At 43.2% G+C, this 18940-nt stretch carries 15 protein-coding genes; all 15 read left to right on the forward strand.

The features are described from left to right. Positions 1-2 precede the first annotated feature (2 nt). The 15 genes from DFP83_RS11960 (at position 3) to DFP83_RS12030 (ending at position 18933) form a co-directional block, all read left to right on the forward strand. Positions 3-2183 (forward strand): glycosyltransferase family protein, encoded by a 2181-nt coding sequence (locus DFP83_RS11960; RefSeq protein ID WP_110576042.1) that lies wholly within the window; start codon positions 3-5, stop codon positions 2181-2183. Then, a complete protein-coding gene (locus tag DFP83_RS11965) occupies positions 2156-3793 on the forward strand; it encodes a heparinase II/III family protein (protein WP_110576044.1) in 1638 nt (545 codons plus the stop codon). The genes DFP83_RS11960 and DFP83_RS11965 overlap by 28 nt, the downstream gene beginning before the upstream one ends. After that, positions 3786-4544 carry a sulfotransferase family protein gene (locus tag DFP83_RS11970; RefSeq protein WP_110576047.1) on the forward strand — a complete coding sequence of 253 codons (759 nt, stop codon included), beginning with the start codon at positions 3786-3788 and terminating at the stop codon, positions 4542-4544. Before DFP83_RS11965 ends, DFP83_RS11970 begins: the two co-directional genes overlap by 8 nt. Beyond that, the gene (locus DFP83_RS11975; protein WP_110576049.1) at positions 4544-6163 is read left to right on the forward strand and encodes a hypothetical protein; all 1620 of its coding nucleotides are present in this window, start codon (positions 4544-4546) and stop codon (positions 6161-6163) included. The genes DFP83_RS11970 and DFP83_RS11975 overlap by 1 nt, the downstream gene beginning before the upstream one ends. 135 nt (positions 6164-6298) lie before the next feature. Beyond that, positions 6299-6532, forward strand: coding sequence for a hypothetical protein (locus DFP83_RS11980; protein ID WP_110576051.1), 234 nt, complete (start codon positions 6299-6301; stop codon positions 6530-6532). Between the two features lie 215 nt (positions 6533-6747). Then, complete coding sequence (alr, locus tag DFP83_RS11985; protein WP_110576052.1) at positions 6748-7833, forward strand: alanine racemase; 1086 nt, start codon at positions 6748-6750, stop codon at positions 7831-7833. Between the two features lie 525 nt (positions 7834-8358). Continuing rightward, on the forward strand, positions 8359-9807 hold the full coding sequence (locus tag DFP83_RS11990) for a hypothetical protein (RefSeq protein ID WP_126753160.1): 1449 nt from the start codon (positions 8359-8361) through the stop codon (positions 9805-9807). After that, positions 9788-11302 carry a tetratricopeptide repeat protein gene (locus DFP83_RS11995; RefSeq protein WP_110576056.1) on the forward strand — a complete coding sequence of 505 codons (1515 nt, stop codon included), beginning with the start codon at positions 9788-9790 and terminating at the stop codon, positions 11300-11302. Before DFP83_RS11990 ends, DFP83_RS11995 begins: the two co-directional genes overlap by 20 nt. After that, positions 11280-11972, forward strand: coding sequence for a 4'-phosphopantetheinyl transferase family protein (locus DFP83_RS12000; protein WP_110576058.1), 693 nt, complete (start codon positions 11280-11282; stop codon positions 11970-11972). The genes DFP83_RS11995 and DFP83_RS12000 overlap by 23 nt, the downstream gene beginning before the upstream one ends. Further along, the gene (locus tag DFP83_RS12005; RefSeq protein ID WP_110576060.1) at positions 11973-13034 is read left to right on the forward strand and encodes a cytochrome P450; all 1062 of its coding nucleotides are present in this window, start codon (positions 11973-11975) and stop codon (positions 13032-13034) included. Then, a complete protein-coding gene (locus DFP83_RS12010) occupies positions 13034-13285 on the forward strand; it encodes an acyl carrier protein (RefSeq protein ID WP_110576062.1) in 252 nt (83 codons plus the stop codon). The genes DFP83_RS12005 and DFP83_RS12010 overlap by 1 nt, the downstream gene beginning before the upstream one ends. Positions 13286-13293: 8 nt before the next feature. Beyond that, positions 13294-15132, forward strand: coding sequence for a tetratricopeptide repeat protein (locus DFP83_RS12015; protein ID WP_110576064.1), 1839 nt, complete (start codon positions 13294-13296; stop codon positions 15130-15132). Then, positions 15122-16765, forward strand: a complete 1644-nt coding sequence (locus tag DFP83_RS12020; protein ID WP_110576066.1) for an AMP-binding protein — start codon at positions 15122-15124, stop codon at positions 16763-16765. The genes DFP83_RS12015 and DFP83_RS12020 overlap by 11 nt, the downstream gene beginning before the upstream one ends. Before the next feature lie 31 nt (positions 16766-16796). Beyond that, positions 16797-17591 carry a sulfotransferase family 2 domain-containing protein gene (locus DFP83_RS12025; protein WP_157981562.1) on the forward strand — a complete coding sequence of 265 codons (795 nt, stop codon included), beginning with the start codon at positions 16797-16799 and terminating at the stop codon, positions 17589-17591. Between the two features lie 91 nt (positions 17592-17682). Then, positions 17683-18933 carry a glycosyltransferase gene (locus DFP83_RS12030; protein WP_110576070.1) on the forward strand — a complete coding sequence of 417 codons (1251 nt, stop codon included), beginning with the start codon at positions 17683-17685 and terminating at the stop codon, positions 18931-18933. Positions 18934-18940 lie beyond the last annotated feature (7 nt).

An 18940-nucleotide genomic window follows, 5' to 3' on the forward strand; every position in this document is an offset into this window, starting at 1 on the left:
CCATGAGCGAACAAGTGAAATCACAGCAACAAAATCCGCGGAAGATATTGGTTTGTGGTAACCCAGACCTTAACTATATCGATGGGTCATCGATTTGGGCGCAGACCATCGCCCTTGTGTTTGCGGAAATACCGGGAGCTCAAGTCGACTTTGTCGCAAAAAGCACGCCTAAGCGCTTCGAGCTTTATAGTGAACTACAGAATCATAGCAGTATAAATATCATCGACGGCACTCAGCCCGAGTATTGGCAAGGCTCAAAGCCGCAACGTTTGACGATGCCAATGATGGGTGATTTGACCATAAAATTGCATAAAGAGAACCAGTACGATCACATCATTATTCGCGGCTTTGATATTGCCACTCATTTAATTCGTGATTTGAATGTATTGGCTCGCTGCTGGATGTATTTAACAGACATCCCGCAAAAGGTTGAAGAACTCGGCTCTGATCAAAAGTTAATAATGTCAACGATAGCATCTCATTGTGCGGCGCTTTTATGTCAAACCCAAGGCTTTGCTGAGCTATGGGAAAAAGCGACGCCCAAGTTGGACAGCAGTAAGGTGTTCATCTACTCACCGGTTATTCCAGATTTTGAGGACAACTTAATAACGATTGAACAACGATCACAAATTGCAGTATACGCCGGTAAATTTAAAGGTGACTGGAATACGCTAGAGATGTCAACCTCCTGGCCAAAAGTCAGTCGCGATGTACCTGCAGCAAACCTGTTGATGATTGGTGATAAAGTTCACCAAGAACCGACTATTCCTGACTATGAACAGAAAATGCGTCAGGCTTTAGAGCACACAGAGGGGCTGCAATGGTTAGGGGCGCTGCCGCGTCAGGAGGTACAAAACCATCTTAAAAAGGCAAAGGTTGGTCTTTCCTGGCGTGCCGATAGCATGAACGATACGGTTGAGTATTCGACCAAGATATTAGAGTACGGCGGAGCTGGCTGTGCTGCGATCCTTAACAGAAACTCTCTGCACGAAAGCTTACTAGGAGCCGATTATCCCCTTTACGCAAACAGTGAAGAAGAGTTCAAAGAAAAACTCAAGATCGCCCTCACAGACAACGCGAAAACGCAAATCGCAGCAGACAAGTTGATCACACTGGCTAAAGCGCACACCTTTAGCCAACGAGTGCAAGACATCGGCGATTGGCTAACAAAAGTAGAAAGCAAAAATTCGACTCGAGCCAGCTATAAAAAAACAAAAGTGCTAGTTGCTGGGCACGATCTAAAATTTTTCACCTTGCTTCAAAACAAACTTGAGAAGACCGGTCTGTTTGAATTCAAAATCGATCAGTGGCAGGGCCATAATAAGCACTCTGAGAAACAGAGTAGGAAACTGCTTGAGTGGGCGGATGTGATCTTTTGCGAGTGGTGCCTAGGAAACATTAAATGGTACTCCCATAACAAGCACGCTCATCACCGTTTAGTCGCTCGTTTTCATGCTCAGGAAAACAGAGCAAATTTCATGAATGAGGTTAAGTGGGAAAGTATTGATCATATTTCATTCGTGAGCAACCATACACGAGATGAAGCTAAGGAGAACTTTCCTGAACTCCCGTTAGAGAAAACATCGATTATCCATAACTTATTAGATGAGGATAAATTTAAACCTCTGAAAAAGACAGGTGAAGCGGCGTACACATTAGGGATCGTTGGAGTTACTCCGAAGAGTAAACGTCTGGATAGAGCAATCGATCTTCTAGAGGCATTATTGCAGCACGATGAACGTTTTATTTTGCGTGTGAAAGGAAAAAATCCTCTAGATTACCCTTGGCTTCATCGTAGGCCAGATGAAATAAGCTACTATCAAGAAATTTTTGAGCGAATCAACAGCTCAGAACTATTAAGATATAAAGTAATATTTGACCCTCCGGGTGATGATGTGAATGAGTGGTTCAGAATGGTAGGCTATATTCTATCGCCATCAGATTTTGAATCATTTCACATGGCTGTTGGAGAAGGGTTTCTAACAGGCGCCCGACCTATCATCTGGAGCTGGAAAGGGGCTTCAGATATTTGGGGTAACCATTGGGTAATCAAAACCCTCAATGATGCAAAGAGAGATATTATGGAAGGCCATCGAAGCGAAACGCCTGCCAGCTTACTGATGGATAAGATGTCCTCCCAAAAGGTTAGTGCGCAGTGGCAAAAAGTTATTCAGAAGAGTTAATAAATCCAATGACAACAGATGAGCTATTGGCATGTGTTACAGCAGGAGCCAAAGAATATATCCAGAACACAATCAACACTAAGAACAAATCGGATTATCAAAAACTGAAAAAACTTTTTGATGAGCAGCTTTTCGAGGCGAAAAACTTTGAAGATACTGAACTTGATATCACAGTTTTTGATTGGCGGAGTTTAGAGCGTGATCGTAACTGGTGGTGGCAAATCCAGGCTCTGCCATTCTTAAACTGGTTCGTTAACAGCTTTTCATTGCAAAATGACGAGGAGCGAAGCCATTATTTTTCGAAGTGTTTGGATAGTATTCGCAACTGGGGAAACCAAGCAAATTTAAATAGTGTGTCTCCGCTTGTTTGGCATGATCACGCCGCAGCCTTTCGCGGGCGCAATATTAGTAACTGGTTAGTCTTTTGCTACTTAAGGAAGATTTCGCTAGGTGAGCTTTATGCCGAGCCGCTTGGTGAGCTGATAAAAGAGCATTTAGATTGGCTTCAGCAAGATAAGCACTATTCGCAGCACACTAATCACGGTTTCGATCAGGCGATGATCGCATTGACTATTGCTTCAATGTTTTCTGATGATGGATTTGAAGCCTATCGTCAGCTTAATTGTCACCGCTTGAAAGATGAGATAACTTTCGCTTTTACCGAGGAAGGGGTTCACAAGGAAAACAGTCCCGGATATCAGAAAATGATGCTGGGCAGACTCAAACAGTTGAGAACATTGCGCCCTCTTGGACAACTGAACGTCGCTCGGATGGGTGAGCGTTATATTGAAAGGGCAGAAGCCTTCTTACGCGCTATAACGTTACCCGATGGTTATTTACCGATGACTGGGGATACGCGTGGGGAAGACGCAGGTCTGGTTTATGTTCAGAAAGAACAGATCGATGTGCTTGACTATTCAACATCCGGATATGTCATTATTCGTGGTCAGACGAACGATGGCTTAGAGATTTTTTTGTTATTTAAAAATACACATGAATCTAATTACCATCGGCACGATGATGATTTAATGCTCTTTCTTTATATTGATGGAGAGGTTGTGCTCGGTGATGGAGGGCTTGGTACACACCAAGAAAAAGATCCAAAAAGAAAATTCTTAAGATCTGCTCTCTCACATTCAGTTCCACTTATAGATAGAAAGTATATTAGGGATAAAGAAAAGCTCCCCGCTAAGCCAATTTTGAAGGTTGAAAGACTGAATTGCTTGGTAAAAGGTATCAGCAATGGTTATGGAGTAGATGTGACAAGGGTTATTGATTACTCTGATATAGCTAGCGGAAATCTTGTAATTGAAGATAGTTGTGATAAGTCCACACTTGCTTCAAACTGGTTTCTTAATGACCATGCGGTACTGCTTAACAAGCGAGGGTTTGACATGTCCACTCCTAGCTTTTCATTGAAGTTTGAGATGGCTAAAAATCAATTCATAAAACTTTTTAAGGGCTGGGATAATGAATCTTTCTCAGGTAGTGCAATAATGTCAAACAATTATTCGAATTTTATTCCAGCCGTAAGAGTTGTCACTGGCGGTAATCGGAAAAACCAAAGAATGAAGTTATCCATGTGCAGATTGGGAGAGATTGATGGTTAGTCGTGCAGAAGAAGTTTTTTTATTCAATAAGCCAAAAAAAGATTTCGAAATAAGTTCACATATTTCTCTCGTAAATAACTACGTCTTTGTACAAGTAAGTAAAGCAGCTAGCAGTAGCGTGAAGTGGGCATTGCAGTCTCTCGAATTCGCCAAGACTCCATGGCAGGTGATAGATGTAAATAACAAATTTTACTCACCACATATAAGCCCTTACCAAGTGCCGACTCAGGATCTGGATCGTATTTTTTATTCGAAAAGCTGTAAACGAACAACGTTTGTACGGAATCCTTTTACTCGGCTCCTATCGTGCTACCTACACAGAGTTGTAGCAAAGCCAAGATCAGCGACCAATGCTGCGGTAAAGCGTCTGACAGGAGGTAGAGGTGGCGAAGATGTTTCTTTCGATGAGTTCGTAGAGCTTATATGTTCACAGGATGCAATTGATCAAGAGGCACATTGGCGTTGTCAGGTAGAAGATCTATGTGTGACCGATATTCAATATGATTTTGTTGGAAAGCTTGAAAATATAAATAACGATTTAGCAGACCTAATAAAAGTACTATATGGTGAAATAGGGCTGGAATGGTACCTTAAAAGTACAAAAGCAGATGCCTCTCCAATGAAAACCGGGTCAAGCAGTCTACTCCTTGAATATTTCGTAGATAAAGGAACTATTAAACGTGTGATAGATAGATACCTTGGAGATTTTGAAGAGTTCGGTTATAGCACAGATATTCAAAAGGTCTTATAGTGAGTGATTTTCACGTTATAAGCAATTTGGTAAGCGAGAACTTACAGTGCAAAGATATACTATCAGGCATGTTTATCACAAAAGACTCAATAGTTATTGGACAAAAGGGGTTAGAAAAGTTTTCTAATTCTAACTCATTAAGTAAATCTGAATTTTTAGAGTTGAGTGATGGAAGATTTTTTTATGTAAAGTCATTTAAGGATGAGATTTTAGCAAAAGTTGATGGGTTCGGTTCAGATGCCTTATTTTTTTATAGGCATGGTAACAGTTGGGCATTTAGTAATTCTTTTTTAGAATTAATAAATCATTGTAAGAAAAATAATTGGCCATTGACTATAGACTTTAAAGTAATGTCATCTATGTTCTTATCTGGTTCAATTGGCCGTCAGTTGCTATCTTCTCAAACCCCAGTGGCACAAATTAGTATTGTACCGCCGGATGAATATATTTGTTGCAATAAGCTAGATAAAACAGCTTCTTTAAGGAAAATTCCTGATTTTGGTAAAACAAATATTTACTATGAAGAAGCATTAAGTGAGTGGTTTTTTAAGTGGCGTTCGATATTGTTTTCACTAGCTCTTCACTCAGATAACATGATATCAGTTGATTTGAGCGGTGGGATAGACTCTCGAATGATGTTTTCGCTAGTGAATACTTCATCGGTGAAGGAGAAATTTTGTTTTTTCAGTCAGCCCCATAAAGCAAAAGATCTTTCTGTTGCTAAGTCTCTGTGTGAGAGTTTTAATTGTAATCTAACCGATTCTCCTCCCGATTGGAGAAGATTACCGATAAACTACCAGTACGAGGAGTATTGCAGAGGTAATGTCGGTTTTTATAACTTACCTGTCACGCCCCCGTTATATTATTCCTGTTCAAATATATTAAAAGTGAATGGCGTTGGCGGGGAGAATATAAGACCTTTCTATAATGGTTCAGGAACAGACTGGTTTAAAAAAATAGAAAAAGGAATGCCTAAGTATTTATCTGGTTATAAAAGTGATGTTTGCGACTTATTAAGGCGTTCGTTTATTGATTTCAATATAGAACAAGATGATAAAACGGGGATGATGGTCCATTACCGCAAATTGAGGTCAAGGTTCATTGGTGGACGGACCTCTTATGAGAATCTCAAGTTCAATATGGTTACCCCCCTAACAGATCAGGTGTTAGTCGGTTTAAATGACTTTTCCGGAAGACAGAATGGTAAAGAAATTTATCGTGATATCATTCTTGCTGGCGGTGGTAAAAATCTTATAAGTCACCCGTATGATGAAAAGAATAAAAGTTTTGAGAATGAGTTTATTGAAAAATCACCTTTTCTAAATTTTTCGTCCTCTGAGAATAGCAAATGGCTTGAAAAAGAATATTTGGTTTATATTGAAGAGGGAAATGAAAATGAGGCTATTAAAGAGAACTTTAGTATTAACGAAGGAGAAAGCCTTCCGTCGAAAATTAAAAGAGAGCTTAGTTCTTTGGTAGAGTATGGCGTATTTGATAAAACTCCTTGCGCTTTCAGGGAGCTATACAATAGTGGACAATGGTCAAGCTCTGTAGGTCGAAAAGGGACGATAGAAGTCATTACTTGGCACACACTCTTAAAGTTGGTTGATTCAGTCTAGCAAACCGTAGATAGATTTAACCTGGTGTTGATAGTCACGGTATGCCTGTCGGCAGTGTAACTTTTTATAATTATATAAGAGGTTTATCTAAATGAATTTAAATATTGAATTCATTGGTAGAATTTGTGGTGATAAATGACACTAAAAGAGTTTTTATTTAGATACCCAGAAATAATTTTTGATAATTATAACCTCGTTAAAAATAATGGTAAGTCGGTACTAGACATTATGATTAATTATTCTTCGTTGAAGAGTGATGTTATGGACATAGAAAGAGAAATTCCCGGTCTTAATGGGCTTTACGAGACGTTTTCTAAGATCAATGCTAAGGATGGTGTGCGTCCAGCAGGAAAAATTGGTGAGCTCTAGAGCTATTTAAGGAAAATCCCAAGGCTAAGCAGTTGGTGGACCTTTTGCTGCATGACGAAGCGTTAGCTACAAGCATCAGATAAATCTTGATTCGGTTCGTTACCTTATTTCTATGATAAGATAAATTGGTTTATACGGAATAAACCAAGTGTGATTTAATAAAGAAACAAGGTGTTAGTTATTGCAACCTATATTCTATAAATAATCGAGGATCTATGAGGCCCTTAGTTGCAGAAATAAATCTCGATGCTTTACTTCATAATTATCAACTGGCGTGTAACTTCGCTCCTAATAGCCAAAACGTGCCTGTTATAAAAGCCGATGCTTATGGGCACGGAGCGGTAAAGTGCGCAAAAGCTTTAGAACACATGGCTCCGGCATTTGCTGTTTCGTGTATTGATGAGGCTTTAAACTTACGTCATTCAGGTATTAGGGCACCGATTTTACTGCTCGAAGGCTTTTATGAAGTTTCTGAGCTACCACTAATCGATGAACATCAATTTTGGACTACCGTACATTCCGAATGGCAAGTGTCTGCGCTGTTATCTTTTGCGCCAAAACGGACGATTAAGGTTTGGGTAAAAGTAGATTCTGGAATGCATCGTCTTGGTTTCTCACCCAATCTGGCTGAAAAAGTATGGTCAGCGTTCTGTAACTCCTCTCATATAGAACAAGTCTGTTTGATGAGTCACTTCGCAACTGCCGACGCAGTATGCTCTAGCTATTTTAGCTATCAGATGGAAATTATGAAACAATTGAAAAAGCGCTTAGGAGCACCGGTGAGTTTAGCTAACTCAGCAGCAATATTAAACCATCGGGTTTCCCATGGAGAATGGAATCGGTTGGGGGTTATGTTGTATGGCAGTGATCCATTAGAGTCACCAAATGAACTAGCTAACAACTTGAAACCAGTTATGACGCTTCGCTCTAAAGTGATAGCTATTCGTGAACTTAAGCCAGGTGAATCTATAGGTTACGGAGTTCGTTGGAAAGCCAAAAAATGTGTACTTATAGCGGTAGTAGCTGCGGGTTATGGCGACGGCTACGATAGACATGCAAAAGATGGCACTCCAATTTTAATAAATGGTCAGCGGGCTGAAGTTGTTGGAAGGGTATCTATGGATATGATAACCGTGGATGTTACAAATGTGCATGGGGTGCGGATAGGTAGTGAGGCAATCTTGTGGGGCCGAGCGAATAATGGTGTAACATTGTCAATTGATGAAATTGCGCGCCACTGTGACACGATTAGCTACACTCTTATGACTGGAGTTACGGAACGTGTCCCTAAATTGTATTGAGATATTTTAGTCTGCCACTACAAAAGAACGATTTAAAGAAAAATGACGATACGCAAGCGTTGGTCATCACCCATAAAGATTGGTTGGTGCAAAGGGAAATGGCCGAGAATTTTTTTTATCTAAATTAAAAAGTAAAAGATGAAGGTAAGTTAGCGCTTGATGTCCAAGACTTTCCCACTGTCAAAGTAGATTTTTTCGTTAGTCTTCAATCAGGTAGAAATTAATGAATAAAGGCTAATATTAATTACTGAAGGTGAGTTAAGGTTCTAAGGCTCAGGGCTATTTTGTGATCCAGCACTATTTCTCTGACAACGTTTTGGAGCAACACAACGTTAAATTTGAATACGTGTTAGACACTGAGGCCTTTGGAATCTGAGGAAATAAAAACGGTTTCTCAGAAGCTTGTGGCCAACTTAATTCAGATGAATTTCAAAAATTCATTGTGCTACTTGGTAAATTAATTGAAGTTTTTCAGTTGAACTGGGGAGCAACCCAATCATAAAGCTAGACGGAACTGAAAACGTTATGCCAAGGATGATTATGGTGGCAGGGTTTCACCGTAGTGGCACGTCAATGCTCACTCAGCTATTGCGAGAGAGCGGGTGCACTTTGTCCCCGGACCTTATTGGCCCGAGTATTAAAAATCCGGATGGACACTTTGAAGATCGTCGAGTAAAGAACTTCCATGATCGACTTCTTGCCGATGCCAATTTGTCCTGGCAGTTTCCGTATCGTGAAAAGCGCGTTGGCTTTGACGATGTGGCGTTCTCTCACTTGGTCGAGATCCTTATGGCAAACCGGAGGCCGACCGACACATTGCTTATAAAAGACCCCAGAGCTTGTCTGTTTCTTGAGGATTGGGAGAGAAGGCTGGGTGACGAGGTACGCTACGTTTTTGTGGTTCGCCATTGGGCTAACTGTGTGGAGTCGCTTTTATCCCGACACAGCCTTCACATAGCTGAACAAATTAAATCTCGGCATTTAGGTCAGCACCTAAATTTCTGGTTGCAGCCGACACTAGCTGCGAAGATGTGGCTCACTTATAACGAGTTGCTGTTAAACTTTAAACAAAAGCACCCCGATAAAGTCGTTTTATTAACACATGATCAGCTATCCGACGCAAAATGTCTCGCTCGAAAACTAGAAAACATTGGCTTGAGTTGTGCCGCCAATGCATTCACCTGCTACGATGCTACGAAGTTTAGTAATACCGTCAGTAGTCGGGTTCTTGAACTGATACCTCATAAACTAGTTAACGAGCTCACATCGCTCTGGGATGAACTGCGCGCTTATGCAAGTGATAGCGGTGCTGATGCCAGTGTCTCTTTTTACAGTCCTAAAACTCCGTCTTTTCATAAGTCTGCGACCGTGGTTGCTCCCCCTAAAAGTCTAAATCCAATAAGGTGGACTCCACCTGATGCTTTTGACTGGAAAGTGCCCAAGGTGTTAACACGAGAAGAACTTGAGGCTATATTAACAGCAACGGATAAACTGCTTGAAAGTTCACCGTTACAGGAGTCGTTACTCCTCGATAGGGCAAAACAACTAATGTCGCTTAACCGAACTGATGAAGCGAGGTCACTGCTCAGGGGGATTGTTTTAACAAAGTCGTACTCTAAGCAAGCTCGGGTTGCGCTCTTTGAGCTCAATGAAGCTTCTCGTAGTTACGATTCGGCTAAAGAACAGTATCTGAGTGAAGTAAGCCGGGGATTAGAGCGCATTGCCGAGCTAGACGATCGAATTCAATTGCGTGAGAACTTTGCGGCCGCTCGCTTACAATATGTTAAACAACTGCAGACCATGAGCTCGACGGAAGAGAAAAATCAGTACGTTGCGGCATTAATGGCAGAAATACCAAATTCAATAGCAAGACAAGATTTAAGCGAAAGGCTTTGGGGGATATGGAATTCTCCCAAGGCCTACCAAGAAACTAAAAGACAAGAGGGAACTGCCGGTGAGCAATGTAAAGTTTAAGGAAATTCAGGATGCTCTGACCGCAAAGGAGCCCGAGCAAGCAATTGATTATCTTGGGAAGCTGGACACAGAGAGCCAGAATTCGCCCAGAGCGTTGCTGGCTTTTTTTCGAGCTAAATTGCAGTTACGTTCTTTTGACGAGGCGCGAACTTTTTTAGATCGAGCTGAGGCGGCTGGTGCCCATGCGCAAACGGTGTTGGTATGGAGAGCGGCTCTTGAGAGGGCAGCGGGCAATTTTTCTGATGCTCTGCCCCTGTATGAACAGTTAGCGTCGAACGATGATGTGAAGCTAAACCACCTACTGCAACTGGCTCAGATCTACTATAAACTTGAACGTTTGGGCGATGCAAAGAAAACGGCAAACCGAGTTGCTTTGGCGAATGAGCCGTTGCCTGCCGCGTTTAATTTATTGTTCTCGATTGCATGGCATGAAAATGACGAGGCTGGTGCGTTAAAGTCGATAGATGATGCGATTAAGGCTGGTGTTGCGTTTCCAGGTTTTCCTCAACTTCATCAGTTGCTCACATTTCAATCGACACATCAGGCAAACGAAATGGTTAGAAAAGTAGCCAAAGCATGGCCGGAAGATACGGAAATCGATGACACATCGTTTCGATTAAAGTTGATTAAAAAGCTTGATAAGCAACAACCACAACAACTCTTTGATAGAGCGTTACAGTTTGCGTTAAGCGGCCAGCTAGGCCAAGCAAAAGAAATAATTAAAACGTCTAATTTACCCCCTAATGGTATCACGCTCGGAATTAAAAACTCTGAACTGGAGAAATTCTTTGAGTTACTGCCAAAGCCAGAGGCACGACAACGACCTATCGTTAAAGATGACGGTAGCGAATTATTGGTAAGTGATAAAACGGCGTCGGGTATCACGGTCGTTGTTTTTACTGGGTTGGCGGATAAAGTGATGGTGAACATTCCGGTGCTTGATGCTTACTTTGCTAAGCTTGGGTATGCCGCTATCTACTTAAGAGACTTTGAGCGTAAACTTTACCTGAATGGTATTAGCAGTCTCGCACCTGATCGCAGTGGCACGCTCAGCGTTATAGAAGACAAACTGGCTAGGCTCAATACGAAGCGTGTCATTTGTTATGGCAGCTCCGGCGGAAGCTTTGGTGCGTTGCGTTATGGTATCGAACTGCAAGCTGAGAAAATAATCTGCTTTTCGGGCATTACGAATATTCAGTTGCCGTTTTTGCCAATGAGTATTCCTCACAACACACGCGGGTTTCTCAAAAGAATGAATAAGTTGTTCTCCGACGTGGAGCTCGATACATTACCGTGGATACAGTCTGCCAGAGTAAAGCCGCCTATTGATTTGTGGTACTGCGAGCATTCCAAAATTGACTGCTTGCACGCTGAGCATTTAAAGCCTTTGCCACAAGTTCAGCTGCACAAGGTATTAAATAACGATACGCATAATAGTGTTGTTCCTGTCATCATGTCTGGTGAGATTGAGAATGCGTTGCGATTGGACAAATAACGTAGCATTAGAAAGCGCATTTCATGTTTGTGAATACACCGAGGTCTCTGTGGGGCAGTTGAGGAATACTCGCAGGCGCTATTGTGAAGAAGTAAAGCACTTTTCTCCACGTCGACAAAGAGAGTTTATTTTTGGGCGAGCGCTGTGTGATCGTGCCATGTCTCGTTGGGGGTATTCTGAATTCCAACTGGGCGTTTCACGTTCCGGTATGCCGCTTTGGCCCGACGAACTGGTGGGATCAATTTCTCACGATGAAGACTGTTATTTGGTCGCCGTGGCATCGAAAGCCGATGTGCGCTATGTTGGTGTCGATGTTCACTACTTACTCCCTTATGAACAAATGAGCCGCATTCTATCAAAATTCGAGACCGAAGCGTTCCAATGTATTCAACAGCGGCTCGCTCCGTGTGATCTAAGTAAATATCAGATGGTAAACTTGTTGTGGAGTGCAAAAGAAGCCGCTTACAAAAGTTTACCCGAGAGCGCGCAGAGCGGCTCGTTACAAGATTTTGTGGTTCGAGACGCTGATGTCGCAACGAATTCGTCGTTTGATTTTTTTATACGCTTAACGTTAGCTGAGTTAGAGCTTGAGCGAACGGTTATGGCGAGGTTTTACCGCGGCTTTGTAGTGTGTGTCTGTATTGGATGTGATAATAAGCGGATGTCTTAAATGTTATCAGATAAAGAGTTTTTTAATGTTACCGATGCAGCAGAATGTAAGCACTTACTAAAACATTCGGAAGCCAACGTTCTGAACATGTCTGAAGCTATTACCGCTATCAGTGAGTTCACAGGAGTTGAGTACCCTTGGTTGCATGGCTTCGCGTGTGAAAGCCCGTTTAATTTAAATGGGGAAAAGCATAAGCACGTGCGCAGAATGGTTGCGAGTTATTTTTCTGGTAAACGCATAAAGTCTTGGGAGCCAATATTTCAGGACATCATTCGAGATGTTGTTGCCAGCACAGAAGACCAGGCTCGCATTGATTTATTGGATGACTGGGTACGGCCGATTGCGCATCAGTGTTCGTATTACGCAGTGGGTCTTAAACCTAACTTGGATCCTTCTTTTACCCGGCATATTGATCAATTGCTCTCGTTGACTTCGTTTAAAAAACAGAGAAAGTTGAAGGACTTTGCGGCGTTTGACGAAAGCGCGCGCGCCGTGGCGGAATACATAAAAGAAAATCGTCTGCCTCGAGACGCTGCGGATGACAACGACTTATATCATTATTTAACAAGTCAGTTTGCACTCCCAGTTGATTTGGTGTGTTCACAAATCACCATCGTATTAAGTGCCAGCACCTCAATGAACCACACGTTGGTGAATGTGCTGTCCGATCTGCTGGCACTAACGCCTGCAAAACGAGCCGAGCTTATTGCAGAGCTTGGTGTCGAAGAGCTTCTCGAGCGGAGCCTGTATATGGGGGGGGGCGTCGGCTTCCTTTATCGCACGCTTAACGGAAGCGATGTGTATTGTCTAAACATAGCAGCGGCAAACAAGGATTCCGTTTCGTGTCCGTTTTCGGCATCTGAAAAGCCTGGCTCGAAACATTTAGCTTTTGGCCATGGCGTGCATAAATGTATTGGTGAAATGATGAGCCGACGGATCATGACCCTGACGTTAAAAGCAATATTTGAACGGTATCCGTCAGCACGAATTTATGAGAAACCAAAACAACAAGTGTTTACGGACACACCTTATCAACAAATTACAGTGGATGTAGAAAATTAATGCGAGACCCGTTACTAAACGACATTGAAAACACCATAGCGGATACGATCGAAGCGTTTACGCAGTATCGGCCGACTGAAGACGACTTTAACAAGCCCTTAAAAAACTTTGGCTTAACCTCCGTTCAAGGCATGTTGCTCATCGGTAAGCTGGAGGATATCTACAGTATCGATGTGGACCATGACTCGTTAGCCGGTAATCAAACTCTGTCGGCGTTTGCCTACCGATTTTATGAGCTAGCGCGAGGCTAATGTTTTAAATGACATCAGACTATTTAAAGCGTATTCAACAAAACCTACAGTTTTGGCCCGGAGAATGTCTGGATAGCGCACCCTTCGTAAAACAGCTTAACACCAAAGGCGTTAAACAAACGGTTTTTTGGTGTTTTCAGGCATCACATGAGTTCGAATCGCTGGCGCGGGCTCTGGGCGAAGACGTATCGTTGTATGGGTTGCGCTCAGGGCATTTGGTCATGGAGTACACGCCGGAAAATATTGATCGGTTAACGGGCCTTTTTTGTGACCAAATCCTTACTGTGTGTGAGAATAAAGGAATAAAGCAGGTGACCTTGGGCGGAAACTGCCAGGGAGCCACCCTGATGCTCAGAACAGCCGAAAAACTCGAACAAACCGCTAACTTGGATTTATCGATTGTTGTTTTGGAATCGATTTATCCTAGCGAGCTAGCGGCTCCCGTAACGCTCGTATTTGGTCGCAACAGCAGCTACAACTTATACCGACGCTACCACCATGTGGACTGCGGTTTAATGAGCTACTACTCGACCTATCGGGTGGCCGTTATGCCCGGCGCTCATGGCCAATTCTTCCGGTCTGAAAATGTGACTTACCTCGCACGAATCATCAAAAATGAACACCGTTCGAAAAGTGAAGTCAGTAAGAAAGACGTGCCATTCATGCTAAATGCGCCAAAATTGATCAGTGATAATGTGTTGTCTGCAGTCGCAGTAATGGATATTGCATTGGACGTTAGCGAGTTAACCGCAAATCAGCATTGCGAGCTTTCGGTGGTGTTAAAAAACGTCAGCTCTCAAATCATAGCCGGTAAGCAAATCTGCCTGGCGAACCAATGGTACAACGCTAGCAGCAGAACGCTGTATCAATGGCTCGATGGAATCGCTCAACTGCCGGAGCTGGCGCCAAACGAGGAAACAACGGTCCGGCTTCGGGTGAGAGCGCCATTTTCTGGGGGACAATATGTACTCGGGCTACGATTATCCATCGAAGGTGCTGCGTATGCCGAACTTGAAACAGAGCTACCGGTAGACGTTACGGCGAGTTCGAAAGCACTCAGAATATCGACCTTGCCAACCCAAGCTAACCACCGACAGACGTTAATGAGTCTGGCGCGTGCTGGTGCCTGCGATAAGCTGGTTCAGTGGTTGGCGAGTAGCCCCCAATTAACACGCCGACAGTGGCTGTTGTTACTTCATACCCTGGCTATGAACGAACGTTGGCAGGACATTGCTACGGTTTGTGAATCTTTGCAAAACGAGGAAGGCTTCGAACGGCGATTTATAGCGGCCTACATGGAAGCGTTGATAAAGCTGAATCAGCCACGTACCGCGGTATCAGTATTCCATACCGCTAAAGGTGAATATCCATCTGAAGATAGGTTGTTAAATAACTTTTACCTCAATGCGCTTATTTTTCTCGGGGACGTCCAAACGGTCTATCAGCAGCTGTGCAGTTCTTCGCAGCTTAATGTAAAAAATAAAGAGAAACTTTTTGTCATGTTGTTGGCGCCTCACGTCGTAAAGATGTTAAGTCAAGAGCAGGTAGAATGTATTGTGGACAACTTATCAAAACAGAGCCCGAATGCCGATGCTTTTTTAAAAATGACTAACGCTTTGCTGGGACAGGGCTTAACGGCTCGTGCTCGTATTATGTTGCAAGAAGCACATGGACTGTTCCCCCACAATATTGCCCTAGCGTTAAGGTTTGCAAGAACAAGCGACGAGTTAGGTCGTCAAGACGACGCACGACCTATTTTCGAACGCGTGCTGCAACTTGCGCCAGGGAACTCAGAGGCATTAGCTTGGCTTGCTGCAAATAAAAAAGAGGGACTCAATGTTGTTTAGAGACGCCTTGCGCAGACACTCAGAAAACACCGCGGATAAAAACGCGTTAATCTTCGTTAAAGGGCGACAGTGTACAGCAACGTTTTTTACGTTCCTGGATTTACATCAATTAGCTCTGCGGGTTGCCTCGCAATTGTCAACGTATGATCCGAAAAGTAAAAAAATCGGCATTCGTGCGGCGAACAATATCGAATTTATCGCTGGTTTGCTCGGATGTCTCTATCATGGCGCTATTGCCGTTCCAATTCCTGCTGAAGTGCAGGGTGTAACCAGCACGCGCGGCAAGTATATTGCTCATGCGGCGAGTTTAGATCTTTTATTGAAAATAGGCGAAGAAGAGAGTGAAAACACTCTTCCTGATAACTTAACCGTTGTCACCATTGATCTATCATCGGACACAATACTGCCGTTTGATTGTCTGCCAGAAATTGATGTCGATGATATCGCGATTATGCAGTTTACTTCAGGCACGGGCGGCGACCCCGCAGGGGTAATGATTAGCCATCGGGCGTTGGTTGCTAATATATTGTTGCAGCATGAAGCGATGGGACACACGCAGAAGTCCAACCGGGTTTATCTTAACTGGTGTCCGTTTTATCACGATATGGGGCTGCTTGGCGGGTTGCTTAACCCTATCTTTACGGGGGTTCCCGCTGTTGAAATGACACCGCTGGACTTCGTGAAGCGACCCTTATCGTTACTTAAGTGTGTTGATGAGTACCGGGTTACAACAGTGGGTGGTCCAACGTTTAGTTATCAACTGATTTCGTCGGCCGTGAAAGCAGCAAGAGAGCTCCAGTCTTTTGATTTAACTTGTTGGGAAACCGCCTATTGTGGTGCAGAGCCGGTAAACGCAGCGGTACTAGAAGATTTTGCGGAGAGTTTAAAGCCATTTGGGTTTAGTGAAAAGGCATTATTACCTTGCTACGGTATGGCCGAATTTACGTTGATCATTAGCGGGGCTCCATTTCAAACCGGCATGAACGTTGTAGAGAAAACGATTAATAATAGCCGACAGCGCATTGTTTCCTGCGGTAGAGTCTACGGAGATACTCGCATAAAGGTATTGAGTGAGTCGGGGGATGAGCTAAAAGACGAAGAAATTGGCGAAATACATATTTCAGGCACTAGTTTAATGGATGGCTATTGGCAGAATGATGCGCTAGTTAAAAAGTTTGAGCATACTGATGATGAAGGTGAATCACTTTTTGCGACCGGCGACCTTGGTTTTATCAGTGATGGTGAGCTCTTTTTAACTGGCAGGCGGAAGCACCTGATTAAAATAAACGGTGTGAGTGTTTTCCCGCATCTCGTTATCGCAGACATCGCAAGCAGTGTTTCGGCGCTTGATCCACTTAAAGGTATTATCCTGCAGCTGGACCCAAAAAGCGCTAAGCTGTATGTTTTTCAGGAACTAAAACAAGGTATCAAGCTGACTCAAGAAGCTATAGAGCAGGTTAGCGAAGCGGGTGTCAATGCTGCGAAGAAGCATACCGGTTCATCTGATATCGAGCTTTTTGTGGTTAAGCGAGGCTTTCTCCCGAGAACGTCAAGTGGTAAGTTAATTGCACGCAATACGAGCGAATTTGTTGTTTCGTTGCGGAACCGTTTAAAAACTAAATCTGTTGCTTAATATTGCTACAACCAAATAGTTGAGCTCAATTTTGAAAAAACATTTATTTTCACAGTTTGATAACTCGGTAAGTGATACAAAGCCAGTCGTCCCCTCGTTTCTGTATAGCGTAAACGGCGATCGTATTCTGTACACCTACATCCGCAAAAATGCTTGCACGGCTTTTAAACACTTGTTTAGGGAGATCTATCAACCGTGGCAGGAGCCAGTTTACGAGCCTCTAATCGGAGAACTGAATAAAGCCATTGCTGTTCGGCCAGACGACATTAAAACGGGTAAAGTTGGTTATGATGTAAGCTTATTTGTGTATCGCGACCCTATTGATCGAGCGATCTCTGCATTTAAAAATAAATTGATCCAGCAAAGTGGGGCCGACGACTTTATCCGAACAGTTGAAACTTTTTATGATAAGCCGTTTGGAGAGATTAGCTTTGCGTCGTTTGTTACCGACTACTTAGCAGCACTCACCACAGATAACTGGCAAGCGGTTGATGGTCACATGTACCCACAGCAATGGCATCTGTTGCCGATTAACTATACTCACGTTATCGAAATGGGGTTACTTTACGAGGGCATGCTAGAGTTACTGCCTTGGGAGCTGGCCGATAAGGTGTTTGGAACGCCAGTGAATATAACCAGAGAAAAACCAACTCACATGGCTGATGTCGACAGTAGCACCCCTGTAAGCGAGATCGTATCTATATACAACGATACAGGCTTTATGCCTAAAAAGGCTGACATACTGACGGATGAACTGGAAGCTGAGCTTCGGAAAATATACCGAGAGGATTACGAGATGCTTGAAAACATGAAAGGTGGCAGTTGAAGTCATCAAGTGTTAATCCCCTACCCAAACGCCCGCCCTTTATGTAGGATAAGTGCTAAGTAATGCATGAATGCAACAACTCGGCGCTTAAATGAAAAAACAATTGCTCTATTTCGTTGATCACTCATTTCCGTTCAGTAGTGATGGTTATGCCGTCCGAACACATGCGGTTGCTCAAGGGTTCGTAAAGAATGGATATCGAGTTACCGTAATAAATCGGTTCGGTCGTGTGTTCTCTGTGCCGGGTATAGACGCTAATAATGTTGAGCCGCATTACCGTATCGATGGAGTAAACTACCTGTTCTTTAAGTCCCCAAGTGGAAAACCGCCATCTGCCAAGTACTTTTCCGAATGGCTTGAGGGTGCTACTAAATTAGTTAAAGAGCTTATAAGCACTTATCAGCCTGGCCAAATTTTGGTTGCATCGAACTGGGAAAATGCCTGGCCTGTCAAGCTTGCATGCGAGGACTTGGGTAAGCCATATATATACGAGGTTAGAGGTTTTTGGGAGTTATCTCGCGCCACTAAAGAGCCAAAGTGGATTGAAAGTGAAGACTTTAAGTATGCCAAAACTCGAGAAGCGGACGTCGCAAATTCTGCTACGCGCGTTTTAACGTTGAACAAGCTTATGCAGCGCATACTAGTGGAGCGAGGTGTAAGCAGTGAAAAAGTACAATTATTACCCAACAGTCTTTCTACACTACCTGCGATACCAGAATTAGGCAAGGAGCGTGAGAGGTTAGCGACGGAAGTGAAAGCTCGTTATGGGGTAACACAGCCGTTTGTATTGGCATATATCGGAACCTTTAATCATTATGAGGGCCTTCATTTAATTATACGGGCTTTAAAGGAACTGCCAGAGGATGTGGGCTTGTTGCTCATTGGTGGCTCGATGGCGCGAGGGCACGACGAAAAGGATGTTTCTGACCCGATTCGTGAAGAGCTAATGGTTGAAGCTAAAGCTCAAGGAGTAATGAATCGCGTTTACTTCACTGGCCGAATCCTTCCTCACGAGGTGTCGGTTCTTTATAGCGCGATAGATGTTGTGGTTAATACACGTATCTCGACTCCGGTAACTGATATTGTCTCTGCGTTAAAACCGATTGAAACGGCAGCTCATGCGGTACCTATGGTGCTCTCCGATATCGGTGCGAATAAGGATATAAACGATGAGTTCACATACCCTAATCCGCTTTTTAAACAGGGGGACTCCCACGACTTAGCTTGTAAAGTTAGAGATGTTTTAAGCCAAATACCTGAACACCGCAGACAAGCTAAAGCAAATAGAGAGTTTGTAAAGCATTACCGTCTTTTCCCGACACTGATAAATATGTTATTCTAAACACTTG

Source organism: Idiomarina fontislapidosi, from assembly GCF_003226255.1.
In the GTDB taxonomy this organism is placed as follows: Bacteria; Pseudomonadota; Gammaproteobacteria; order Enterobacterales; family Alteromonadaceae; genus Idiomarina; species Idiomarina fontislapidosi.

What these genes read in the sequence shown, in the direction of transcription:
- DFP83_RS12005 (WP_110576060.1), top strand. Translation starts at nt 11,973, where the DNA reads ATGTTATCAGATAAAGAGTTTTTTAATGTTACCGATGCAGCAGAATGT.
- DFP83_RS12000 (WP_110576058.1), top strand. Translation starts at nt 11,280, where the DNA reads ATGCGTTGCGATTGGACAAATAACGTAGCATTAGAAAGCGCATTTCAT.
- DFP83_RS12020 (WP_110576066.1), top strand. Translation starts at nt 15,122, where the DNA reads ATGTTGTTTAGAGACGCCTTGCGCAGACACTCAGAAAACACCGCGGAT.
- DFP83_RS12010 (WP_110576062.1), top strand. Translation starts at nt 13,034, where the DNA reads ATGCGAGACCCGTTACTAAACGACATTGAAAACACCATAGCGGATACG.
- DFP83_RS11990 (WP_126753160.1), top strand. Translation starts at nt 8,359, where the DNA reads ATGCCAAGGATGATTATGGTGGCAGGGTTTCACCGTAGTGGCACGTCA.
- DFP83_RS11960 (WP_110576042.1), top strand. Translation starts at nt 3, where the DNA reads ATGAGCGAACAAGTGAAATCACAGCAACAAAATCCGCGGAAGATATTG.
- DFP83_RS11970 (WP_110576047.1), top strand. Translation starts at nt 3,786, where the DNA reads ATGGTTAGTCGTGCAGAAGAAGTTTTTTTATTCAATAAGCCAAAAAAA.
- DFP83_RS12015 (WP_110576064.1), top strand. Translation starts at nt 13,294, where the DNA reads ATGACATCAGACTATTTAAAGCGTATTCAACAAAACCTACAGTTTTGG.
- alr (WP_110576052.1), top strand. Translation starts at nt 6,748, where the DNA reads ATGAGGCCCTTAGTTGCAGAAATAAATCTCGATGCTTTACTTCATAAT.
- DFP83_RS12030 (WP_110576070.1), top strand. Translation starts at nt 17,683, where the DNA reads ATGAAAAAACAATTGCTCTATTTCGTTGATCACTCATTTCCGTTCAGT.
- DFP83_RS11980 (WP_110576051.1), top strand. Translation starts at nt 6,299, where the DNA reads ATGACACTAAAAGAGTTTTTATTTAGATACCCAGAAATAATTTTTGAT.